We start from the raw sequence: 22,558 nt of genomic DNA, 5'->3' as shown, positions 1-22,558 counted from the left end.
ACCAATATCTACGAGTGATGAAAACCATAAATATCAATTATTACTAGCGAGCGCGGTAAAGCAAATAACTTCCGGCACCAAACATTAACAAGATCGGTACGAGTACGAACCATGCAGGAGATGGGGCATAAACCAAGCTGGCATAACCCAAGAAATCCTGCAAATAATAGAAACTCAAACCAATAAACAATGCAATCACCAAGCGAAAGCCCATCGATTGTTGGCGTAATGGCCCAAAAATAAATGAACACGCCACGAGAACCAGAGCAACCAACGAAAATGGCGAGGCAACTTTTTGCCAGAAAGCCAATTGATAGGTCTTTGGAACCTGACTATATTCATCCATATAACGCATAAAACTAATCAGCTGACTTGGTGATAAATCTGCAGGGTCTAAAGTCACCATGCTCACATATTTTGGCTGTAATGCTAAAGCAAGTGATTGCTCATCATGGGTAGTTCTAATGGCATTTCCTGTCGCCAAAATATCCATTTGTTCCGCTTTCTTCAGAGCCCATTGACCATTTTTCACGAACTGTCCTTGCTGAGCATTAATCAATGATTGCAAGTAATAGTTCTGGTCAAAATCGACCACTTGAATATCTTTTAAACTTCCCTGAGAGTTAGCATAATTAATATAGATAAATCGTTGTCCTTCACGTGACCAATAGCCTTTGACTTCACCTAAGGTAGCGACAGAGCGGTGACTTTTAATACTTTCTGCTTTTTCATTGGTATATGGAATAACCCATTCACTTAAGGCAAAAGACAAAATAATAAGCAGTAAAGCGGAGCGCATAACCCAACCGACAATACGCCATAAGCTGATACCAGCGGAGCGCATAACAATAAGTTCACTACTTGTTGCGAGTGACCCTAAACCAATTACAGCACCAATCAAGGCAGAAATAGGCAAAATTTCATATAGATAACGAGGCGCTCCCCACAACACATAGATGAGAGCTTGCCATGCGTTATAGTCTGGTTTGAGTTCACCCAACTCGCCAAGGTACGTAAATAAGATCTGTAAAATCGACAAAACAACTGTGGTGCCAAACATCGCAAGCGCAGTGGTTTTCGTCACATATTTGGCGACTATTCGACGTGCTAACATTATAATTTCACTCGCTTGATCTGTTTCTTGATTTTTGGTGCCAATTTCTGCTTACGGGAAAATAAGGCGGCTGCAACGCCATAAACAACCAACACAGCAGGATAAGCCCAAATATCGAGTTCTTCTTTACTAATACGAGTCTTGATTGCAATCATTAATACGATCAGACTGGAAAAAATAAAAATCGCCGGAATAAGACGGTAATAACGACCTTGTCTTGGGCTAACCTCAGACAATGCCACAGAAAGCATTAAAGCAATAATAATGGTGAATGGTCCAAACAAACGCCATCCCAGCTCACTTCTGACTACTGGATCATTCGTTTTTGAAAAGAGTTTCATCGTTGGTAATGATTCTACTTCACCACTTTCAAACTTAACGTCTTTATCATTTTCTAAACGTAGACGATAAGATTGAAACTCTGCTTGTGTATACTTTGGTTGTCCCGGGAATATTTCATAACGACGGCCTTGCACCAGATCAACCACATTGGCTGTATCATTTGCAACCTCTACACGAGTCGCTTCTTTTGCCAAAATCATGACATCTGGCTTATCTTCTTTAGTAGCACGTTGATAAAAGAAAATGTCTTTTAGATTTTTTCGATCTTCAGATAGCGAACCTGCATAAATCGTATATGGTCCAGAAGAAATAAATTCTCTTGGTCGAACTAAATCGAAGCCTGTGCGAACCGCTTGAGTGGTGGTTAATTTTTCAAACTCACGCAGTCCCCACGGCGTCATCCAGAGCATAAGCACAGACTGACAAACCATATAAACAAGTGTCATTGGAATAAGTAGTCGCGCCAATTGATGACGACTCACACCGCTACTATTCAATACTGCCATTTCATGGTCAACATATAAGCGACCAAACACCAACATTAAACCAATAAAAAACCCTAGTGGTAAAATGAGTGTTAGAAATTCAGGTAAACGGTATCCAACGATGCTAAATAAAATACTGACATCTAAACGTCCCTGCGCCGCCACACCAAAGTATTTGATCAGACGACCACCCATCATGATTAAGGTCAATAAGGAAATGACCACCAATGAGGTAGAGACAACTTGCTTGACGAGATAACGCCGAATAATCAAAGTAATACTTCCAAAAGGCTAATCGGGACGACTGCTAGTTTACCCGAATGTTAAAAATATAAAACCGCACATTGCAACGCTATGCTTGAAAGTGTTTCAATGTTTTAATTCATCATAACTTTCTATAGGCAATCACGGCAGCCATGAAATTTACAACTTATACAACTTTTCCCGAACAGACATCTAATGAATCTTTGTGGATTTTAGTTGATTCAGAACAGCTACAAAGCAATATCAATACATATCAAATCAATAACCTAGAAAGCGTTCTGACCGCTACCCAATTTAAAGGCAACTTCAATGAAACTCTGCCATTATTTGGTCAGATTTCAAATCAGCCTCACAGCCAACTACTTGGCTTAGGAAAAACAGCCGAACTTCAGGCAGTTAAGCTTGCTAAACTTGCTCAAACCATTATCAAATCGACACAAAATAAATTTAAGCATATCGCAATTGATATTGCTGCTTTACCTGTCGAGTACCATTATTTATTTGCTTTAAGCTTAACTCAAGCAGCTTATGGTTATGATGAGTTTAAATCGAAAAAAAATGAATTTGTGTTACAACAGGTTGATTTAATTAGTTCAATGACTAACCTCGATGAACAACAACTGACTTTAGTACATGCCGTACAATCTGGTCAGTCTTACGCACGTGACCTTGGTAACCGTCCGGGTAATATTTGTTTCCCTGAATATTTGGCCGAACAAGCTTTAGCTTTAGCCGCAGAATTCCCAGACTTACTTAAAGTAACTGTTTTAAATGAGCAGCAAATGGCTGATTTAGGCATGTATGCTTTTCTTGCAGTGAGTAAAGGTTCTGAGCGCCCAGGTCGCATTGTAACTCTTGAATATCAAGCTGGAATCGATCAAGCACCTGTTGTCCTTGTCGGTAAAGGCGTAACTTTTGATACAGGTGGTATTTCTTTAAAACCAGGCCTTGGCATGGATGAAATGAAATTCGATATGTGCGGTGCAGCTTCTGTACTTGGCACTATTCGTGCGCTATGCGAAGCAAAACTTCCTATTCATGTGGTTGGTGCAATTGCAGCAGCAGAAAATATGCCTTCTGGTAAAGCAACTCGTCCAGGTGACATTGTAACAACCATGAGCGGACAAACTGTTGAAATTCTAAATACAGATGCTGAAGGTCGTCTGGTACTGTGTGACACATTGACCTATATCAAACGTTTTAATCCGGCAATCGTGGTCGATATTGCGACCTTAACAGGTGCATGTGTAGTCGCTTTAGGCAAGGTACTCAGTGGATTATTCTCTCCAGATGATGCTTTAGCAGCCGAACTCCAACAAGCTGGCGAGCAATCTTTTGACCGTGTATGGCGCATGCCAGTCATTGAAGATTATCAAGAGTTACTCGATTCACCATTTGCAGACATTGCGAACATCGGTGGGCCATACGGCGGCGCGATTACGGCGGCATGTTTCCTTGAACGCTTTACACGTGAGTATCGTTGGGCTCATTTGGATGTAGCTGGAACAGCATGGTTATCAGGTCCAGCTAAAGGTGCAACGGGTCGTCCCGTACCCCTTCTCATGCAATTTTTAGCAAATCGTGTAAATACGAATGGCTAAAGTTAGTTTTTATCTGTTTGAAACCAGTGAAGAACGGCAAGTCGATAGTGCTTGCCGTTTATGTCGGAAAATTTTACAGAAGCATCCTAAAATCTGGTGGTATTGCTCAGATGTGCAGCTACAACAGATTCTTGATGAAAGATTATGGGATTTTGACCCTGTCAGTTTCATTGCGCATGGTGTTGATCAGACTGATGCTGCTGTATGTATTTCGGCTAAACAACCGCTTGAACAAGGCTTATTAGTATTTAATTTTAACAATCATGCACTTGAACAAGTTGATCATTTTAGCCACATTATAGAAATTGTTGAAAATAATGAAACAGCCAAGCAAATTGGTCGAGAAAAATTTAAAATGTATCGCCGTTTGGGTATAGAACCGCGGACCTTTAAATTATAACGCGCTAAAATGTAAATACTGTTGAACAAAGGAGAACCATGGTGGCATTAAATGTCGGGCAAGATTTTAAAAAAAGATGGTTAAATGCGCCTGAAGCTGTCCGTCATGCCTATCAACAGGATCTGGCACGTATTTGCGACTTACTAAAACCTCAAACGCCTATTCAGCTTTGGGTTTTAAATGACGAAAAAGCGCAGTTAGAATCGCAGCAAAAAATTGAACAAGCTTACGCAGACCTCAAAGCAGAGCTCATTGAGCAAGCACGTATTCGTCGTCAACTTGCTTTAGAAAAAGCACTTGCTGACAAACGTGCATCAGAAGCTGCCTATGCTGCAGAGTTACAAGCAGATGAAATTCGTAAATTTAACGAACAGACTGAAACATTACACACATTACGTAGCCATTTAGAACAAGAAGTTGCAGAGCAAACTGCGCGTTATCAGAAAAATCCTGAAACACCAGCAGTCAATTACTCTGCTGGCGTAAAACTTAGTATTACCGATGATCAAATCTTATCTGAGCTTGAAAGTTTACGTATTCGTTTAGAACTTGAAGCTGAGAGCTTAATTGAACAGTCTGTAACAGCTTTCCGAGCCAAGCTAAACTCGGCAGCTCAAGAAGAAATTGAATACATTTTAAAGAATTCTAAGTTTTCTGATGAAAAAATAGAAAAGTAAAGTTTTAAAAGCTCCTTCTGTCATAAAAATGACACTTATTTGTCACAAAATAGACATATATATTATTCTTATAGATCAATTAATTATGAGAATGAAAAGTAGTGATTTTAAGATAATTAATGAGGTTAAGAGATGGACATTCTGCATCAGATTTCAAAGCAAGTTGAACAGCTTAATCAGGGCGAACAATGGACGTTTTCAGCACAAGAATTTTATATGAGTCATAACGATTTTAACTCTTTATCTATCTTACTTACACGCGAGTCTGAAAACCGTGATTTTACAATTACCCGCACTCAGCATAATAAGCCATGGGTCGGCACACAATCGGTTACTCTAACCAAGCATTAAATTTTCAAAATAAAAAAACCGGCACATGTGTCCGGTTTTTTTATTTTAACGATCTAGTTTTTTATTTTAAAAAACCATTTTCAGCTAAAAAAGCCATACTAATATTTGACTCTGTTTTTTGTTCAGCAGCCTTGTCACCTAGTAATAAACGCTCGATATAACGCGCTAAAACATCGACTTCAAGGTTTACCTTGCTGCCTACTTGCCACGTTCCAATATTAGTACGCTCTGCTGTATGCGGAATTAAATTCAAACTTAAAATATTTCCACGTAAGTGGTTAATTGTTAAACTAATTCCATCTACAGTCACAGAACCTTTTTCCGCTAAATATTTAGCAAGTTCTGCGGGTGCTGTAACTTCATAATAGATTGAGCGAGCATCTTCACGTACTACAGTAATTTCACCTACGCCATCAACGTGACCACTTACAATGTGTCCACCAAAGCGTGTTGTCGGTAACATTGCCTTTTCAACATTGACACGTTGCCCAACTTTCCAGTTACCCAGAGTCGTTCGGTTTAAACTCTCTCGAGAAACATCAGCTGCGTACCAATTAGTGCCCCATTCAATCACGGTGAGACAAATACCATTGGTTGCAATCGAGTCACCTAAATGTACATCAGACATATCCAGATCAGTCTGAATACGTAAACGCACATCACCACCTACGCTTTGCAGGCTTTCAACTTTTCCTAAACTTTCAATAATGCCTGTAAACATGGCTCAATCTCCAAATCTTTTTACACTGCTTAAATTGCAGTGCTTACCAAAGTGCGAGCTGTGTACTATTACCTGAAGTATCTACACCACCTAGCTCGGCGAAGTGGTAAAGCTGGCCTAATAACTGACGTAATGGTGGTCCTGACTTAGCATGAGTATCTGTAATCACAATAAACTCAAGCACGCGTGCACGTTCAGACTGTCGCTGTTTACTTACTCGATAGCGCGGAACATCTTGGGTTAACAAGGTCACTTTGCCGCGCTCCAGATTGGCCATAAGCAAATCTTTCGGCTCAATATTACCATCAGTTGAATAACTGGTCAGAATATAGCGGGCATTGATGGTTGAAAGTAACTTTTCATACGCATCTTTCGCATATTTAGAAGAGTTATAAGGGCTTGGACGCTCTTTACGCCAAGCTCTATCAATTCCGCTCTTATAACCTTTAGTATCTGGTGAAGGTAAGTCGACCTGATCCCATAAAGTTAATGCATTCAAAACATGGTAATTACTACTATATGCGTGCTGGTTATACGGTGGATCGAGATAGGCAACATCTACTTCAAAACCACTCATTTGATTTGCTAGATGCTGTGAATCTACACACCACATTTCAGCAGCCGGACGTTTACGATCACCAATCTCGCAAAAACGGCTCGGTGTTAACCAAAGTAATGACTCAATTCGTTCTAACGCAGTTTGTGTACGTCCGCCCCACCCTTGGTGAAAGCTTTTAAATACGCCACTCGTGTTACTGACAAAACTTGCTGAATAGAGCAAAGGTGCGAGCAATGCACTCATCTCTACATCATTAATTGCGCCTTGAGATTGCCATGTTGCAATCTGCTGGCGAATCGCATCAATACGCATACCATTACGGCGTTTAAAGAACAAACGGTCACGAGCGGGATCATAAATATCATCATTACGTGGGCAAAGGTTGTGTGTTACCCAACCTTTAACTTCAGGTAAGCGATTTAAATAATCGATTGCCTTCTGGTAACCACCCAGCTCTTTAAAAGCAGGAGCATCAATACAAGCTAAAATCGCATGATTTAACGCATGGCTATAAGGTTCCCAGTCATTCGCAATCACACGGTAACCATTTTGACGCGCCAAACGAGACACTACACCACTGCCGGCAAAGAAATCGGCAAAAATCGGAGGATTCTTTTTCTTGCTATTCAGCGTCCCTGTAATTTCAAGGGCTTCTAAAATTAGATGGAGCAATCGGCGCTTGTTACCTAGGTAAGGAACTAGCTGATGGAAAAGATACTCGTCTGTCGTACGGGCCGCATGACGACGTTTGTGATAAACCGAAGGCTCTGGATTCATACTTTCTCTTGCGTAGGGATTAACCTTAAGCGTATATCTTGATCAAGCTGTGTCACATCAAGAAGTGTAAAACGAAGTTGTTGTGCCATATATTCAAACTCTGCATTGAACATGGCTCTTGCACTTTTGCCCAACAATGTCGGGGCAATATAACTGATCAGTTCATCTATCAAACCTTCTTGTAAAAAGGCAGTAGATAATGTTGCACCGGCTTCCACCAACACATCATAAATTTGATGTTGCTTAGATAGGGTCTGTAACAGCATTTTTAAAGGCTGAATTTCTAATTGTATCACGCCTAAATTGGCAAGTTCTTGACGATATGGTCCCATTACCATCACAGTTTCAGGATTTTCTAAAATTTTAGCGTTAAGCGGCAAACGCCCCTGACGATCTAAAACAACTCGTTTTGGCTGAGCAACTGTCTCAATTTCAACATGATTAAGTGAGCGCACATTAAGCTGACAGTCATCTGCAATCACAGTTTCAATTCCTGTAATCACCGCTCCTGAAATGGCACGCCAATGCTGGACATCTTGACGTGCAACTGCACCAGTAATCCACTTCGATTCACCAGATGCCATTGCAGTACGTCCATCTAGGCTTGAGGCTACTTTTAAGCGTACATAAGGCATGCCTGTAGACATAGCCTTTAAAAAACCTTGGTTTAATTTTTCTGCTAAATCTTCACAAATGCCAACTTCTACTTCAATGCCGGCATTTTTCAAAATCTCAACACCCTTACCTGCTACAAGCGGGTTTGGATCAGGACATGCCACAACCACCTTTTTAACCTGTGCCTTAACCAGTGCTTCAGCACAAGGAGGTGTTCGCCCATAATGTGCACATGGCTCAAGCGTCACATACGCTGTTGCACCTTGAGCCTGCTCAGCTGCCTGACGTAAGGCAAAAACCTCTGCATGTGGTTGACCTGCTTTAGGATGAAAGCCTTCACCTATTAACTGATCATCTTTGACAATGACACAACCAACATTTGGATTAGGCTTAGTCGAATATAGACCACGTTTAGCAAGTTCAATAGCTTGCTGCATCCAATATTGATCTTTTTTCAACTCAGACATAAAAATCTCAAATAGTTATTGTTCACGTTGCTGCATTTGCTCAATTTGACGGCGAAAAGCTTCAACATCCTGAAAATCTTGATAAACAGAAGCAAATCGGACATAAGCGACATGATCAAGTGCAAATAGAGATTGCATGACGACTTCACCAATTGTTCTAGACTTCACATCACGTTCACCTAAACGGCGAATCTGCAATTGAATATCACTTAAAACAGTTTCGATCTGTTCTTGGGTGATCGGACGTTTTTGCAAAGCATGCATTAACGAACGGCGTAGCTTGGCCTCATCGAAAGGTTCATTCTTTCCATTCGATTTGATCACACGGGGCATCACCACTTCATAGCTCTCAAAAGTGGTAAAACGTTCACCGCAACTTACACACTCACGACGTCGACGAATCTGACAGCCTTCGGCGGCTAAACGTGAATCAATGACTTTACTATCTGCGGCGTTGCAAAATGGACAATGCATAGCGGACTTATAGGGTCGATTACTTTGACCTAGTGTAGCAAAATTTCTACACTTACAGAACCAGCATTCTATAAGACAAAAAAACAGTCCTGAGCAAGATCAAAGCATCGCTTTGATCACAGCGCAAGACTGTTTTTTAAAATCAGCAGATATATTACGAATTATTCGATACGTTCGCCATGTTGGCTTAAATCCAGACCCATGCGTTCATCATCAGCGTTAACCCGGATACCAATTACCAGATCAATCACTTTAAGAATTACAAAAGTCGCGATACCACTGTAAACCATAGTTGCTAATACACCTTCAACTTGTACCCACAATTGGCCAGCGAATGTTGGCGCCAAAGTCACGTTGGCTGCTTTAATGATTTCATCACTGTAAAATACACCAGTTAAAATCGCACCGACAATACCACCTACAGCATGTAAACCAAACGCATCCAAAGCATCATCAGCTTTGAGTAAGCGTTTAAGTGCAGTAATACCCCAGAAGCAAACTACGCCACCGATAAGGCCCATAACTAAAGCACCGCCTACACCGACGAAACCTGCTGCTGGTGTAATCACAACCAAACCAGCGACAGCACCAGAAGCACCGCCTAATACAGATGCTTTACCACGAATCATGCGTTCAACAACCAACCACGATAATGCGGCAGCAGCGGCAGCAACTTGAGTCACTAAAATTGCCATACTTGCACGAGCGCCAGCACCTAAAGCACTACCACCGTTAAAGCCAAACCAACCCACCCACAGTAAACTTGCACCGACTACAGTTAGAGTCAAGTTATGCGGAGCCATAGATTCACGGCCAAGGCCAATACGTTTCCCAAGCATATAAGCAGCAACGAGACCTGCAACACCTGAGTTGATATGTACAACTGTACCACCGGCAAAATCTAATGCGCCTGCTTTAAATAACCAACCATCTGTTGCCCAAACCCAGTGAGTAATTGGTGCATAGACAACGAGTACCCAAATTGCAATAAAGGCCATGAAAGCTGAATACTTCATACGGTCTGCAATAGAACCGCTAAGAATTGCAACTGTAATAATGGCAAAAGTCATTTGGAAAATAACAAAGAGAGTTTCTGGGATGGTCCCACTCAATGCATTAAACCCGACCCCGTTTAGCATTGCTTTAGACAAGTCACCAAAAAATGCACCTGTGCCAGAGAACGCGATTGAATAACCAGCAATCACCCACAGCAAACTGACTAAAATCGCAGCAGAAAGACTGAACATCATTGTACTTAGTACATTTTTTTTACGGACCATGCCGCCGTAGAATAATGCCAACCCAGGAATGGTCATTAATAAAACCAAAGCTGTTGAAACCAAAATCCAAGATGTATCGCCGGTATCAAGTTTTGGTGTTGGTGCGGGAGCTGCCGGAGTTGCAGCAACTGGTGCTGCTGCAGTGGTTGCAGTAGCTTGAGATGTTGATATAGCCGCAACTTCCGATGTAGGCGTTGTTACAGCATCTTCTGCCCAAACGGCAGTACCACCCAAAAGAGCGCCTGATAGACTCAGCGCCATAAGCATTTTTTTCATTCGTGTCCCCCAACCTCATTTGCGAGTTATTTTCTACTCAGCAAGCTTTGTGCCAATTACACAGCATCTGGTCCAGTTTCACCCGTACGGATACGGATTACTTGTTCCAGGTTAGTCACAAAAATCTTACCATCGCCAATTTTCCCAGTGCTTGCCACACGTGTAATTGATTCAATTACCGCGTCGACCATTTCATCACTAATCGCAATTTCGATTTTTACTTTAGGTAAGAAATCAACCACATACTCTGCACCACGGTAGAGTTCTGTATGCCCTTTTTGACGACCAAAACCTTTAACTTCAGTTACGGTAATCCCTTGTACACCAATGTCAGAAAGCGCTTCACGCACATCATCCAATTTAAACGGTTTTACAATTGCAGTTACAAGCTTCATGTTTGTTTCCTTCGGCTTCTTTTCACCAGTAAGGTTTTATGTTCAATTTTCATGCCAATATTTCAAAGGTTGAGGGAAATGAATCTATTGCATGAACTTTCTTTATAACCTATTTAGTGATCAAGATGTAGATGAGCTATTAAAAATAAAATGAATTTTCAGTACGGTTACATGCTGATTTAATGTTCTATTTATACTAAAAGAATTGAAATCTACATCCCACGTTCAAGCAGTGGTAAACTGTAAACCATAAGGTAATACAACACTTTGGATATTTCATGCTAGAAACTTTATTACAGGCCATTCTGGAACAAATTGATGAGCCTAAAAAAGATTTGGAAAAAAATTTACGTGCATTATTAAATGAAGCAGTCGAAAAATTAGATCTTGTTTCCAGACAAGAGATTGACCGCCAAAAGACTGCACTTCAATCAGCCAACCAACGTTTAGAAGAGCTACAAAAACAAGTGGGACTATTAGAAGAAACTTTAAAGAATAAAAAATAAGCACCAATGTAGCGCACTTATACTTTACAACGATTAAAAATGAAGCACCATAATGGAACAATAAGATGTCTTTTTCTAAAATTTATACACGGGGACTTTTGGGTTTACATGCACCTCTCATTGAAGTAGAGGTACATGTGAGTCAAGGCTTACCTTCTCTTACCATTGTAGGCCTAGCAGAAGCTGCAGTAAGAGAAAGTAAAGACCGAGTTCGCTCAGCAATTATTAACAGTGGATTTCAATTTCCCACTAAACGACTGACTATTAATCTTGCACCAGCAGATTTGCCCAAAGATGGTTCACGTTTAGATTTACCGATTGCTTTAGGCATTTTAATTGCTTCTGGTCAGCTTCCGGAAAACTGTGCCGAAGATTTTGAATTTATTGGAGAGTTAGCGCTTGATGGCCACGTAAGGCCAGTATCAGGTACTTTAACGTTGGCAATGGCGTGTCAGCAGGCTAAGCACAAAATGCTTTTACCGTTTGATAATAGTCAGGATATTAGCCACTTACCTGACTTTCAATGTTATCCAGTAAGTCACTTAAAAGAAGTCTGTGAACATTTTCTGGGCACAAAATCGCTATCTTCAGTTGAGCCTACGACCAACTCAAACCAAATGCCTTATAAATTTGATCTGGCAGATGTAAAAGGTCAATTACGACCACGTCGTGCACTCGAAATTGCTGCTGCTGGGGGGCACTCTTTACTTTTTAAAGGACCGCCCGGAACAGGTAAGACCTTACTCGCATCAAGGCTTCCTTCAATTTTACCGCCTCTCTCTAATCAAGAAACGCTTGAAGTTGCTAGTATTTACTCAATTTCAAATACATCACATACGTTTGGTCAGCGACCATTTCGAGCGCCCCATCATACAGCATCCGCGATTGCACTCGTTGGGGGCGGATCTCATCCTAAACCGGGTGAAATTACCTTATCTCACTTGGGCGTTTTGTTTTTAGATGAACTTCCCGAGTTTGATAGAAAAGTGCTAGAAGTGTTACGCCAGCCACTTGAGTCAAAAGAAATCATTATTTCCCGTGCAGCGCGTCAAATTACTTATCCAGCCAACTTCCAATTGATTGCTGCGATGAACCCCTGTCCATGTGGTTATGCATTTAATCAAGATAGTCGTTGTCAATGTTCACCAGAAAGTATTAAGCGCTATCAAAACCGTATATCGGGGCCATTACTTGACCGTATCGATTTGCATATTGATGTGCCTCCTTTAAAAGCTCAGGAACTGCAAGATCCAACGCCTGCCGAAGATTCTACGGCTGTGCGACAACGCGTGATTTCTGCTTATGAACAACAAATGCAAAGACAAAATTGTTTAAATCAGGCACTTTCACCGAAGCAACTAGAACAACATGCTGTACTTGATAAAACTTCACAACGAATGATTGAAATGGCACAGCAACGTTTAAATCTATCAGCTCGTGCTTATCATCGTGTTTTAAGAGTTGCGCGTACTATTGCTGATTTGGCTCAAAGTGAGGTAATTCAAAGTCCTCATCTTACAGAGGCGCTCTCTTATCGAGGCAATCATTCTTAAGGTAAAACAGCGGATCGTGAGTCCGCTTTTTTAATATTTATATCGGTTATTGATCAAAGAATTTATTACTGCCTATATAAAAAGGCAAAAGGCAAAGAGGACGCTATGAAAATTTTGGCTATCTCAGGTAGTACAAGAAAAGCATCAACAAATACAGCACTATTACAAGCGATGAAAAATATCGCACCATCCAGCATTGAATTTTCAGTTTTCGATCAAGTTAATAGTCTGCCTATCTTTTCTCCAGATAATGAGGGAGAAAAAACGCCTATCGTAGTGGAAGAATTCATTAAATCTGTTTCTGCCTCAGATGGCATTATTATCTCAAGTCCCGAATATATCCGTTGTATTCCAGGCGGTCTTAAAAATGCAATTGACTGGATGGTTTCTCGTACCGAAATCATAGACAAGCCTATTGTGCTAGTGCATGCATCCAGCCGTGGTGACGATATGCTAGTTTCGTTAAGAAGAGTACTTTCGACAGTGAGCAGCAATTTTTTTGAAGATTTATTTTTACGGTTCTCTCTTCTTAGCAAATCCCCTGAACAAATTATTGAGATGCTACAAACCGAACAATATAAATCACAAATTACGCCTTTTCTGCTTAACTTTGTCTCAGAGATTCAAAAATATAAAGATCAATTAGAGTAAGCTTTCTTAAAAAGAAAAAGCGGGCCAACAAACCCGCTTTTTACAACATAAACTTAGAATGTTTTAGTTAAACTAAACACTAAGCCAGCGTCATAAGGTTTTTTCTGAGCATCACTCATACCAGAAGTACTGACATTCGTACCGACTACATCTAGCTCAGCCAAAATACCTAAGATGCTACGGTTTACACCAACTTTATAGTCGATATAATTGTCGTCTGTTCCAGGACCACCTGCAACTACGGCTAGAGCCTCTTTGTTTTTGAATTTGTTATAGCCAACTGAAGCAAGTCCAGTAAATCCAGTGTCTGCAATTGGCGCTGAATAACCGACATTAAAATACCAAAACTGTTTAGAGTGAGCCCAATAATCATTTGAATAGTTGACACCTACGCTCAGTGCATCGCCTTTAAATAAAGAATCAGCAAAAGTTAATTTACCGTAAACTTCATTAAAATCTAATCCATTTTTACCATCATAACCGATACCATTACGGTCAAAACTATGACCAGAGCCAATATAACCATAATGAATTATGCCGACATCATAAGTAGGTGCAAGTGTATCTGTTAGTTTTAAAGTATTGGTATAACCCAAAGCAACATCTGTTTCTGTGGAGTTGCCTGTTACCCCAAAATCAACACTTGAACCCCAGAGTGATAAATAAGCACCTGATTTATGAGAAAAAGTAAAACCACCTTGAATTGCAGGGTTATTTGAGGATTGAGTAACTCCGCGGAAGCGGTAGTCTGTAGTTGCTGCTACACTCCCTGTTGTCGTGATGCCATAAAAAGATGGTGCAGGTTCAGCCATAGCCATGGTTGAGCCTGCTGCAAAGATACCAAGACCTAAGGTCTTAAGTGCAAATTTCATCATTTTGATCTCCCCCATAATGAATGCACGATTTATGTATATAAAACACATTGTGTTACTTAAGCTTTTGCAATTGCTGTGCCAAGTCTATGTTTCCCCTCTCTAAAGCTTATTAATATTGAAATCAAAATATTCCTGCAACAAATATTCCACTTCATTTTCATAAAAATATATTCATAAAAAACAATGTTATAAAATAAAATATTTATACATTTAGAAAAAATAAACATGAGAAAACACCTTGTCGGAAATAAATTAGCGACCTCAACAGTATTCATTTACTCAATGTAAAATTTCTATTTAAACTTAAATAAGAGATATAAAAATTACGTAAATTTCTTAACGCTAGGCTTGTAATGGTCTATGAATGGGCATTTCTTTTAATCAGATTTCTTTATTTTTTCTGTTTTAAAACTTATGAACTATTTTGGATCTTTTTTAAACAACAATATGAACAAAAAGAGGAATGCACAAAATTTATGCAAGATAGCGCACTAAATTCGATCAACTTAATCAAATTCTATTGGCTTATTACATTGATCTATTTTTGTACATCACCCTTTAAAATAACGTTATACAGTAACAATTTACAGAGTATTTAAAATAAATCGCCGCAAAAAGTGGACTAAAACAAGATTAAAAAGTAAACATATCCATTAAAAAAGAGTAAAAAATGAACACAAGAATCAACTATTTTTTGAGATTCGAAGATAAAATAAATGGTAAAAATCCACTAAAAAATAAATTACTTTTTTTATTTTAAACAATACATTAAGTATAAAATATTAATGGTAAATTTAGTAAACAATCGGTAACACATTAATCAATTTCTGCATAGCATATATAAAATAAAATCAACAAAAATATATCTTTTTTATAGATTACTTATACAATTGATTGAAATTCTAGGCCCTGAACAATAACAAGGCACAGAATTTATCGTTTTTATGAGGTTCTTTAAATATGCTAAATGCACAAAAACTTACATTAGCAGTTCTCATTTCTGCGGCAATAATTTCCTCAGCTCAGGCAAGCGAGCAAAGTGAGGCAAAAGGATTTGTTGAAGATGCGAACGGTTCTATTCTCTTCCGTACAGGTTATCTAACTCGCGACAAAAAACAGGGCGCGAAAGACACTAGCTCAGTTGCTCAATCGGCAATTATAAATCTTGAATCTGGCTTTACTCCTGGTATTGTTGGTTTCGGTGTTGGTGTTGTTGGTGACGGTTCATTTAAAATCGGTGAAAATAATCATGCCGGTAACCAAATGATTCCTAAAAACAATGATGGTTCAGCTTATGACCATTGGGGTCGTGGTGGCGGTAGCGTTAAAGCTCGTTTCTCAAATACGACTGTACGCTACGGTACTCAAGTACTCGATTTACCTGTTTTAGCAAGTAACACTGGCCGTATGGTTCCTGAATATTTTACAGGTACTTTATTAACAAGCCATGAAATCAAGAATCTTGAATTAGTTGCTGGTAAATTCACTAAAGACCAAATGTCTGATCAAATTAATACTGATGCGGATGTATATGGCCATGGTCTTGATCGTGCAATCGTTTGGGGTGGTAAATACAAGTTTAATGACAACTTAAATGCATCTTACTATGGCTTGGACAGCAAGAATAAACTTGAACGCCATTATGCTAATGTGAACTTTAAACAGCCTTTAACAAAAGACAGTTCATTAACTTATGATTTTAGCGGTTATCACACTAAGTTTGATAAAGATGCTATTACTTACTCAGCAACTGGAGCAGTAGCACCAGATTATGGTTCGACCAATATAGCTGGTGAAGAAAAGACCAATAACATTTGGGCAGTTTCTACAACTTATAATACTGGTCCGCATAGTGTTATGGTTGCTTACCAACAAAACACTGGTAATGTTGGTTATGACTACGGTCAAAATGCTGACGGTTTCCAAAGTATTTATTTACCAAACTCTTACATGTCTGATTTTATCGGTAACCACGAGAAATCTGCGCAAATTCAATACAACGTTGATTTTGGTAAGTTAGGTGTATTACCTGGTTTGAACTGGACAACTGCATTTGTATACGGTTGGGACATCAAAGTTCGCAATGTAACTGATGATGCTAAAGAACGTGAATTCTTTAACCAAGTAAAATACACAGTTCAAAGCGGTTTTGCTAAAGATGCAAGTCTTCGTATTCGTAACTCTTACTACCGTGCAAGTGATGCGTATCAATCTAATGCGTACATCGGTGATACGAACGAATGGCGTATCTTCCTTGATATTCCTGTGAAATTATTCTAATTCGCAGATCTATCAAGCATAAAAAAACCTACCTCTGGTAACACAGGTAGGTTTTTTATTGAGCCTAGAATATCAATTGAGACACACTAGGCCCATAAATCAAAACTTATTTTTTAGCAGCTTCGATTGCTTTTAGTACTTCAGCTTTAGCAACATCCGCACCTTCCCAACCGCTGATTTTTACCCATTTGCCTGGTTCTAAATCTTTATAGTGTTTAAAGAAATGCTCAACTTGGCTAATTAACAATTGAGGAAGATCTGTATATTCCTTAACGTCTTTGTAAAGTGGAGATAATTTTTCGTGTGGAACTGCGATTAATTTCGCATCAATACCACCGTCATCTTCCATTTTTAGTTTGCCTACTGGACGGCAACGAATTACAGAACCAGCAGCAACAGGATATGGAGTTACAACAAGTACGTCTAATGGGTCGCCATCTTCAGACAAAGTATTTGGTACATAACCATAGTTTGCTGGATAGAACATTGCTGTGCCCATGAAACGGTCTACAAACAATGCATCAGAATCTTTGTCAATTTCATATTTAATTGGCGCTGCGTTTGCAGGAATTTCAATGATGACATAGATGTCATTTGGTGCATCTTTACCTGCTGGGATATTGCTGTAACTCATATCAATACTCTTTCGTTATGAAGTCAGATGTAAAATCCACTCGATTATAACGTGGATATCATCAAAATGATGCCGATTATACAATGCGCACACGCGAAAGTTGATATGAATGATGACAGAATGACACTCAAGTCAGCTTAATTGTCACGATCAATAAGAATATTGGGCATAACAATGATAAAAACCAAACAATCGAGCGTAAAGTTGCCCAGTTACTTAAATAACAAATACCATAAATCACGCGTAAAATAATATAGGCCCAGCCCAATCTTAAAATAAAGTATTCAGGAACCACCATATATTCAGCCATTAAAATAGCTGTTAAAAATAAAGGTAGGCTTTCAAAGCTATTTTGTTGTACAGCATTAGCGCGAGCAGCTATACCAGTGAGTCCGGCAAAAAAAGCTCTGGGGTTTTGATTATCGGCAGGCTGAAATCCACCTTTAAATTTTGCAATTACGGTAAATGCGTATGGCAGCAAACATGCCACTAAAATAATATAGATAATGCTGCTGATGCCGTGCATAGTGCCATCCATCACTGAAAATACTGTTGATCATGCTATCATAACTGATCGTTTTTACCTGAAATTTTATGCAATCGCAATCACCACTGATTTATAGGGCCATGTATGCAGCAACCTGATCAAAAAGAATTGTTTGAAGTCTTGGAGAAGCAAAAACAGAATCAACTTCAGATAGATCGCATATTAAAGATTGTACTCCCTATTGTCGCTTTTTTACTTAGTGTGATTTGTGCAAATTTGAATTGGCAATCTACACTTGGTACCTTTGTTATTTTAACAATTACCTTTATGGCAGTCGGTATTAAACGACTTCCTTTATGGCATTGGTTAATTGTGATTACGATATATTGCTTAGCAGATAATTATTTAAGTTATGGTCAGCTTGATTTAACTCACCTACGCCTGCAACTCGGCACAATGCTGGTGTTTGTTGCGATGGTCGGAATTGGACGACCTTATATAGACCGCTGGTTTATAAAAAGTCATAAAATATAAAATAAAAAAAAGCGCCTGAAGGCGCTTTTTTTTATTAACTGATTAGGCTGGTTTACGTAAGTCTTTACGTAAAATTTTACCTACATTTGATTTTGGTAATTCATCCATAAACTCAACATAACGAGGGCGCTTATAGCCTGTTAAGTTCTCTTTAGCGAAGCTCAAAACTTCTTCAGTCGTTAAGCTTTGATCTTTTTTCACAATAAAGAGTTTTGGCACTTCACCTGATTTTTCATCTGGAACACCAATTGCTGCAACTTCCAATACTTTTGGATGTTTAGCAATAACTTCTTCGATTTCACTTGGGTAGACGTTAAAGCCAGAAACCAAAATCATATCCTTTTTACGGTCTACAATTTTTGTATATCCACGGCTATCCATCACGCCGATATCTCCCGTACGGAAGAAACCATCTGCTGTCATGACTTTAGCTGTCTCATCGGGACGGTTCCAATAACCTTTCATTACTTGAGGCCCACGAATCGAGATTTCGCCTTGCTCACCTAAAGCAACTTCTTTACCGTCATCATCTAAAATAGCAACTTCAGTTAAAGGTAATGGAATACCAATGGTGCCGCTAAATTCTGTAGAAGCAGGTGGATTTGCAGTTGCTACCGGTGAAGTTTCTGACAAACCATAACCTTCAATAATGGTTGTACCAGTAATTTTCTTCCAAGCTTCTGCTGTAGAAGGTAAAACAGCCATGCCACCGCCCATCGCCATTTTTAACTTGCTATGGTCAAGTTGTCTGAATTCTTCATTATTGACTAAAGCATTAAATAATGTGTTTACTGCTGGGAAGAATGATGGTTGATATTTGCGCAGTTCGTTAATAACAGCTGGTAAATCACGAGGGTTCGGGATCAAGATATTTGCCTGACCTTTATACATACCATACATCGCACAAACCATGAACGCAAAAATATGATAAAGCGGTAATGCACAAACAATACGGTCGCCTTTAGCACCATCGTTTGCTCCAAATTTACTTTGGAAAATACCATCACACTGAAGTAAGTTTGCTACAAGATTACGATGAGTAAGCTCCGCACCTTTTGAAACACCAGTTGTACCACCAGTATATTGAAGTACAGCAGTATCACTTAAAGTTAAAGTCGGACGCTTATAATTACTCGCATTTTCTTTATTTAATGCTGAATTAAATTTAATGTGCCCTGGAATATTCCAAGCTGGAATTTGCTTACGTACTTTACGTAGTACAAAGTTCACCAAAGTACCTTTAAGTGTACCGAGCATATCTCCTACTGATGCAACCACAACATGCTTCACTGGAGTTTTACCTAAAATGCTTTGATAAACACTGGCAAAGTTTTCGATGATCACAAGTACTTCTGCACCTGAGTCATTTAATTGATGCTCAAGTTCACGCGCAGTATAAAGTGGATTAACATTCACTAATACTAAGCCTGCACGTAAGACAGCTAATGCTACTACAGGATATTGCAACACATTCGGCATCATCACTGCCACACGAGTTCCTTTTGCTAACCCCAAATTTTGCAAATAGGTCGCGAACTTACGGCTTGCAAGCTCTAACTCATTAAATGACATCGCTTTATCCATAAAGATAAAGGCATCGCGAGAACCAAATTTTTGGAAATTACTCTCAAAAATATCAACAAGTGAGGTATTTTCCGCAGGCAATGCTACTGTTTCTGGAATCCCTGTTTTTTGGTATTCTGCAAACCAAATTTTTTCCATAATGCCATTATCTCCGATTCGTAATCCTTAGTAATAACTGTTATTCAATGCCCCAGCTATTCTTTAGCTTCTTGGTGCCAGAACATATTTAAAACTTATTGGCACATTCATGACACTTCGAACAAGATTATGGAGACAGAAGTTTTGACAATTTGACGCTGCCAAATTTTTTGCATGGAGTACAAATTACGTACTCCAAATTGCTGTCCTTTTAATCGTTATTCAATACCAACAAGTTCAGTTCATTGCTTGAACATGTTGCCATATATAGCGTATTTATGTTGCCCGATGCTAGCTTTATCTCTGAATCAACAGTTTATTTGCTTTTTGATATCCACGTGGTAAGAGCTGACCTTTTGAAGCACGTTTACCCATATATTTTTGAAGATCATCACCTTTTAATTTTAGATGTTGCTGACCTGCAACCACCTGAATTATTTCATCTAAGTTCAGGGTTGTCATGGATAAAATCTGCTCTTTTGCCTCAAGTTGTATCAACTTATTACCTTTACCCTTATTCAAATTTGGTAATTCTGCCAAATCAATAATTAACAGTCGCCCTGCTGAACTAAGCACTGCCAGATGTGACATGTTTTGGGTAGGAATTAATGGTAAAGCTTTTGATTTTTCAGGTACCGATAAAAAGGTTTTACCTGCTTTGGCATTAGTATCTAATTGTTTGGTTTGAGTTTTAAAACCATAACCTGATGAACTAGCAGCAATAAGTTCCGCTTCTTCATCTTCTAGATAAACCTGAATAAATGACACACCACTTGCAGGAGCAAGTTTAGAGCTTAATGGCTCACCCAAGCCTCTTGCTGATGGCAAGCTACTTATTGGTAAGGCATAACTACGTCCAATTTCATCAAGGAAATAAATTCGTTGGTTAGTCTTACCCACTGCATGACTTAAATATTGATCTCCGGCACGGTAGTTTAATTTTTCTGCATCGACATCCGCACCTTTTGCAGCACGAATCCAACCCGCTTCAGATAAAACCACCGTTACTGGTTCAGCTGGCATTAAATCCTGCTCTTTAATCTGAACAGCTTCAGCACGCGCGACAATTGGAGAACGACGTTCGTCACCAAACTTTTTAGCGTCTTCTTTTAATTCACCAATAATCAGATTTTTTAAAGATTCAGGATTTTCCAATTGCTCACGAATAATCGCTGCTTTTGCTGCAAGTTCATCCTGCTCTTGACGGATTTCCATCTCTTCAAGTTTTGCTAAATGACGCAACTTCAGTTCTAAAATTGCTTCTGCCTGTATCTCATCAATATTGAAATGCTCCATTAATACAGGTTTAGGCTGATCCTCTTCACGAATAATACGAATGACTGTATCTATATCAAGGTAAGCAATTAAAAGACCTGCCAAAATATGTAGGCGTTTTTCAATTCGGTTCAAATGATATTCTAAACGGCGCGTTACCGTTTTTTTACGGATCTCAATCCACTCAAGCAAGATACGACGAATCGATTTAACTTGAGGACGGCCATCCTCACCAATCATGTTTAAATTAACACGATAGCTCGACTCTAAATCGGTAGTCGCAAATAAATGGCTCATTACCGCTTCAGCATCAATGCGATTAGAACGGAGCACAATCACTAATCGTGTTGGGTTTGCATGATCCGACTCGTCACGTATATCAACGACTAATGGCAGCTTTTTGGCCTGCATTTGGTCGGCAATTTGAGTAATCACCTTAGAGCCCGATACTTGATAAGGCAATTCAGTAATCACGATTTCATTTTTTTCGATGGTATACACCGCTCGCATGCGGTAACTGCCACGGCCAGTAGTCTGGATTTTGAGTAACTCTTCTGGCGGAGTAATAATCTCAGCTTTTGTGGGTAAATCTGGCGCTGGAATATATTCAGCCAATTTTTCATCTGAAGTTTGCGGGTTACGAATTAAGGCAATCGTTCCTTTAATCACTTCACGTAAATTATGCGGCGGAATATCTGTCGCCATACCAACAGCAATCCCTGTTGTGCCGTTAAGTAGAATATTAGGAATACGCGCTGGCAACGTAATCGGTTCTTTTAATGAACCATCAAAGTTATCTTGCCAGTCAGTTGTGCCCTGACCTAGCTCATTTAACAACAACTCACTGTAGGCAGAAAGTTTTGCTTCGGTATAACGCATCGCAGCAAATGACTTAGGATCATCGGGTGCCCCCCAGTTACCTTGTCCTTCAATTAAAGGATAACGATAACTAAACGGCTGAGCCATCAAGACCATCGCCTCATAACATGCCGAGTCACCATGAGGATGGTATTTACCGAGTACATCACCTACTGTACGAGCTGATTTTTTTGGCTTACCACTATTTTTCAAGCCCAATTCGCTCATGGCAAAGACAATACGGCGCTGTACAGGTTTTAAACCATCACTGATATGCGGCAATGCACGGTCCATGATGACGTACATGGCATAATTCAGGTAAGCCTGTTCAGTAAATTCGGCTACAGAGCGGTTTTCTGTCGCTTGATGCGCAAGGCTGGTCATA

The 22,558-nt window shown here is 39.4% G+C and carries 22 protein-coding genes; 9 read left to right on the top strand and 13 right to left on the bottom strand.

Annotated features, from left to right (window positions below; genetic code table 11):
• Positions 1-43 precede the first annotated feature (43 nt).
• Both lptG and lptF read right to left on the bottom strand, forming a co-directional pair.
• Positions 44-1,114: an LPS export ABC transporter permease LptG gene (gene lptG, locus I5515_RS15950; protein ID WP_199968503.1), complete on the bottom strand. Its 1,071-nt coding sequence runs from the start codon at positions 1,112-1,114 to the stop codon at positions 44-46.
• Positions 1,114-2,214 (bottom strand): LPS export ABC transporter permease LptF, encoded by a 1,101-nt coding sequence (gene lptF / locus I5515_RS15945; RefSeq protein ID WP_199968501.1) that lies wholly within the window; start codon positions 2,212-2,214, stop codon positions 1,114-1,116. The genes lptG and lptF overlap by 1 nt, the downstream gene beginning before the upstream one ends.
• A 143-nt stretch (positions 2,215-2,357) precedes the next feature.
• Here lptF and I5515_RS15940 point away from each other — a divergent pair, with 143 nt between their 5' ends.
• The 4 genes from I5515_RS15940 (at position 2,358) to I5515_RS15925 (ending at position 5,234) form a co-directional block, all read left to right on the top strand.
• Complete coding sequence (locus I5515_RS15940) at positions 2,358-3,806, top strand: leucyl aminopeptidase (RefSeq protein ID WP_199968499.1); 1,449 nt, start codon at positions 2,358-2,360, stop codon at positions 3,804-3,806.
• Positions 3,799-4,206 carry a DNA polymerase III subunit chi gene (locus I5515_RS15935; RefSeq protein WP_199968497.1) on the top strand — a complete coding sequence of 136 codons (408 nt, stop codon included), beginning with the start codon at positions 3,799-3,801 and terminating at the stop codon, positions 4,204-4,206. Before I5515_RS15940 ends, I5515_RS15935 begins: the two co-directional genes overlap by 8 nt.
• Before the next feature lie 38 nt (positions 4,207-4,244).
• Positions 4,245-4,883 (top strand): hypothetical protein, encoded by a 639-nt coding sequence (locus I5515_RS15930; RefSeq protein ID WP_199968496.1) that lies wholly within the window; start codon positions 4,245-4,247, stop codon positions 4,881-4,883.
• Positions 4,884-5,015: 132 nt separating this feature from the next.
• Positions 5,016-5,234 carry a hypothetical protein gene (locus I5515_RS15925; protein ID WP_199968495.1) on the top strand — a complete coding sequence of 73 codons (219 nt, stop codon included), beginning with the start codon at positions 5,016-5,018 and terminating at the stop codon, positions 5,232-5,234.
• A 61-nt stretch (positions 5,235-5,295) separates the two neighbouring features.
• Here the strand turns inward: I5515_RS15925 and I5515_RS15920 are convergent, their stop codons facing one another.
• The 6 genes from I5515_RS15920 to glnK all read right to left on the bottom strand — a co-directional run bounded on the left by I5515_RS15920 (position 5,296) and on the right by glnK (position 10,798).
• Positions 5,296-5,955: a riboflavin synthase gene (locus I5515_RS15920; protein WP_199968494.1), complete on the bottom strand. Its 660-nt coding sequence runs from the start codon at positions 5,953-5,955 to the stop codon at positions 5,296-5,298.
• A 43-nt stretch (positions 5,956-5,998) separates the two neighbouring features.
• Entirely contained in the window at positions 5,999-7,291 is a 1,293-nt protein-coding gene (locus I5515_RS15915) for a DNA adenine methylase (protein ID WP_003654420.1), read from the bottom strand.
• Positions 7,288-8,373, bottom strand: coding sequence for a bifunctional diaminohydroxyphosphoribosylaminopyrimidine deaminase/5-amino-6-(5-phosphoribosylamino)uracil reductase RibD (gene ribD, locus I5515_RS15910; protein WP_199968493.1), 1,086 nt, complete (start codon positions 8,371-8,373; stop codon positions 7,288-7,290). Before ribD ends, I5515_RS15915 begins: the two co-directional genes overlap by 4 nt.
• Before the next feature lie 15 nt (positions 8,374-8,388).
• On the bottom strand, positions 8,389-8,847 hold the full coding sequence (gene nrdR / locus I5515_RS15905) for a transcriptional regulator NrdR (RefSeq protein ID WP_199968492.1): 459 nt from the start codon (positions 8,845-8,847) through the stop codon (positions 8,389-8,391).
• 161 nt (positions 8,848-9,008) lie between these two features.
• Complete coding sequence (locus I5515_RS15900; RefSeq protein WP_199968491.1) at positions 9,009-10,403, bottom strand: ammonium transporter; 1,395 nt, start codon at positions 10,401-10,403, stop codon at positions 9,009-9,011.
• 56 nt (positions 10,404-10,459) lie between these two features.
• Positions 10,460-10,798: a P-II family nitrogen regulator gene (glnK, locus tag I5515_RS15895; RefSeq protein ID WP_000780326.1), complete on the bottom strand. Its 339-nt coding sequence runs from the start codon at positions 10,796-10,798 to the stop codon at positions 10,460-10,462.
• A gap of 278 nt (positions 10,799-11,076) precedes the next feature.
• Between glnK and I5515_RS15890 the strand changes: the two genes are divergently transcribed.
• From I5515_RS15890 to I5515_RS15880, 3 genes are all read left to right on the top strand, one after another.
• A complete protein-coding gene (locus tag I5515_RS15890) occupies positions 11,077-11,304 on the top strand; it encodes an accessory factor UbiK family protein (RefSeq protein WP_199968490.1) in 228 nt (75 codons plus the stop codon).
• Between the two features lie 65 nt (positions 11,305-11,369).
• Positions 11,370-12,857 carry a YifB family Mg chelatase-like AAA ATPase gene (locus I5515_RS15885; RefSeq protein ID WP_199968488.1) on the top strand — a complete coding sequence of 496 codons (1,488 nt, stop codon included), beginning with the start codon at positions 11,370-11,372 and terminating at the stop codon, positions 12,855-12,857.
• A gap of 105 nt (positions 12,858-12,962) precedes the next feature.
• The gene (locus I5515_RS15880; protein WP_199968486.1) at positions 12,963-13,508 is read left to right on the top strand and encodes an NADPH-dependent FMN reductase; all 546 of its coding nucleotides are present in this window, start codon (positions 12,963-12,965) and stop codon (positions 13,506-13,508) included.
• Positions 13,509-13,561: 53 nt separating this feature from the next.
• Here I5515_RS15880 and I5515_RS15875 read toward each other — a convergent pair whose 3' ends face one another.
• Complete coding sequence (locus I5515_RS15875; RefSeq protein WP_199968485.1) at positions 13,562-14,383, bottom strand: TorF family putative porin; 822 nt, start codon at positions 14,381-14,383, stop codon at positions 13,562-13,564.
• A gap of 960 nt (positions 14,384-15,343) precedes the next feature.
• Here I5515_RS15875 and I5515_RS15870 point away from each other — a divergent pair.
• Positions 15,344-16,663, top strand: a complete 1,320-nt coding sequence (locus tag I5515_RS15870; protein ID WP_199968484.1) for an OprD family outer membrane porin — start codon at positions 15,344-15,346, stop codon at positions 16,661-16,663.
• Positions 16,664-16,769: 106 nt separating this feature from the next.
• On the opposite strand, the gene ppa is transcribed toward I5515_RS15870, so the two are convergent.
• Both ppa and I5515_RS15860 read right to left on the bottom strand, forming a co-directional pair.
• Entirely contained in the window at positions 16,770-17,297 is a 528-nt protein-coding gene (gene ppa, locus I5515_RS15865) for an inorganic diphosphatase (protein ID WP_199968483.1), read from the bottom strand.
• A gap of 127 nt (positions 17,298-17,424) precedes the next feature.
• A complete protein-coding gene (locus tag I5515_RS15860) occupies positions 17,425-17,823 on the bottom strand; it encodes an MAPEG family protein (RefSeq protein ID WP_199968482.1) in 399 nt (132 codons plus the stop codon).
• A 105-nt stretch (positions 17,824-17,928) separates the two neighbouring features.
• Here I5515_RS15860 and I5515_RS15855 point away from each other — a divergent pair, with 105 nt between their 5' ends.
• The gene (locus I5515_RS15855; RefSeq protein ID WP_199968481.1) at positions 17,929-18,318 is read left to right on the top strand and encodes a hypothetical protein; all 390 of its coding nucleotides are present in this window, start codon (positions 17,929-17,931) and stop codon (positions 18,316-18,318) included.
• Positions 18,319-18,360: 42 nt separating this feature from the next.
• On the opposite strand, the gene I5515_RS15850 is transcribed toward I5515_RS15855, so the two are convergent.
• Together I5515_RS15850 and parC are read right to left on the bottom strand one after the other, a co-directional pair.
• On the bottom strand, positions 18,361-20,040 hold the full coding sequence (locus I5515_RS15850; protein WP_199968480.1) for a long-chain-fatty-acid--CoA ligase: 1,680 nt from the start codon (positions 20,038-20,040) through the stop codon (positions 18,361-18,363).
• A gap of 297 nt (positions 20,041-20,337) precedes the next feature.
• Positions 20,338-22,557 carry a DNA topoisomerase IV subunit A gene (gene parC / locus I5515_RS15845; RefSeq protein ID WP_199968478.1) on the bottom strand — a complete coding sequence of 740 codons (2,220 nt, stop codon included), beginning with the start codon at positions 22,555-22,557 and terminating at the stop codon, positions 20,338-20,340.
• Position 22,558: the final 1 nt, after the last annotated feature.

The sequence above is a fragment of the Acinetobacter calcoaceticus genome (assembly GCF_016508255.1).
Lineage (GTDB): Bacteria > Pseudomonadota > Gammaproteobacteria > Pseudomonadales > Moraxellaceae > Acinetobacter > Acinetobacter calcoaceticus_E.
The sequence above is the reverse complement of the archived record's forward strand: the minus strand, read 5'-3'. Positions and strand labels throughout refer to the sequence as shown.

Excerpts from the sequence above, each read along its gene's own strand:
- I5515_RS15850 (WP_199968480.1), bottom strand. The coding sequence starts at position 20,040 with ATGGAAAAAATTTGGTTTGCAGAATACCAAAAAACAGGGATTCCAGAA.
- I5515_RS15920 (WP_199968494.1), bottom strand. The coding sequence starts at position 5,955 with ATGTTTACAGGCATTATTGAAAGTTTAGGAAAAGTTGAAAGCCTGCAA.
- glnK (WP_000780326.1), bottom strand. The coding sequence starts at position 10,798 with ATGAAGCTTGTAACTGCAATTGTAAAACCGTTTAAATTGGATGATGTG.
- I5515_RS15930 (WP_199968496.1), top strand. The coding sequence starts at position 4,245 with ATGGTGGCATTAAATGTCGGGCAAGATTTTAAAAAAAGATGGTTAAAT.
- I5515_RS15940 (WP_199968499.1), top strand. The coding sequence starts at position 2,358 with ATGAAATTTACAACTTATACAACTTTTCCCGAACAGACATCTAATGAA.
- lptG (WP_199968503.1), bottom strand. The coding sequence starts at position 1,114 with ATGTTAGCACGTCGAATAGTCGCCAAATATGTGACGAAAACCACTGCG.
- parC (WP_199968478.1), bottom strand. The coding sequence starts at position 22,557 with ATGACCAGCCTTGCGCATCAAGCGACAGAAAACCGCTCTGTAGCCGAA.
- I5515_RS15900 (WP_199968491.1), bottom strand. The coding sequence starts at position 10,403 with ATGAAAAAAATGCTTATGGCGCTGAGTCTATCAGGCGCTCTTTTGGGT.
- ribD (WP_199968493.1), bottom strand. The coding sequence starts at position 8,373 with ATGTCTGAGTTGAAAAAAGATCAATATTGGATGCAGCAAGCTATTGAA.
- I5515_RS15870 (WP_199968484.1), top strand. The coding sequence starts at position 15,344 with ATGCTAAATGCACAAAAACTTACATTAGCAGTTCTCATTTCTGCGGCA.
- I5515_RS15885 (WP_199968488.1), top strand. The coding sequence starts at position 11,370 with ATGTCTTTTTCTAAAATTTATACACGGGGACTTTTGGGTTTACATGCA.
- nrdR (WP_199968492.1), bottom strand. The coding sequence starts at position 8,847 with ATGCATTGTCCATTTTGCAACGCCGCAGATAGTAAAGTCATTGATTCA.
- I5515_RS15860 (WP_199968482.1), bottom strand. The coding sequence starts at position 17,823 with ATGCACGGCATCAGCAGCATTATCTATATTATTTTAGTGGCATGTTTG.
- I5515_RS15925 (WP_199968495.1), top strand. The coding sequence starts at position 5,016 with ATGGACATTCTGCATCAGATTTCAAAGCAAGTTGAACAGCTTAATCAG.
- ppa (WP_199968483.1), bottom strand. The coding sequence starts at position 17,297 with ATGAGTTACAGCAATATCCCAGCAGGTAAAGATGCACCAAATGACATC.
- I5515_RS15875 (WP_199968485.1), bottom strand. The coding sequence starts at position 14,383 with ATGATGAAATTTGCACTTAAGACCTTAGGTCTTGGTATCTTTGCAGCA.
- I5515_RS15935 (WP_199968497.1), top strand. The coding sequence starts at position 3,799 with ATGGCTAAAGTTAGTTTTTATCTGTTTGAAACCAGTGAAGAACGGCAA.
- I5515_RS15915 (WP_003654420.1), bottom strand. The coding sequence starts at position 7,291 with ATGAATCCAGAGCCTTCGGTTTATCACAAACGTCGTCATGCGGCCCGT.
- I5515_RS15855 (WP_199968481.1), top strand. The coding sequence starts at position 17,929 with ATGCAGCAACCTGATCAAAAAGAATTGTTTGAAGTCTTGGAGAAGCAA.
- I5515_RS15880 (WP_199968486.1), top strand. The coding sequence starts at position 12,963 with ATGAAAATTTTGGCTATCTCAGGTAGTACAAGAAAAGCATCAACAAAT.
- I5515_RS15890 (WP_199968490.1), top strand. The coding sequence starts at position 11,077 with ATGCTAGAAACTTTATTACAGGCCATTCTGGAACAAATTGATGAGCCT.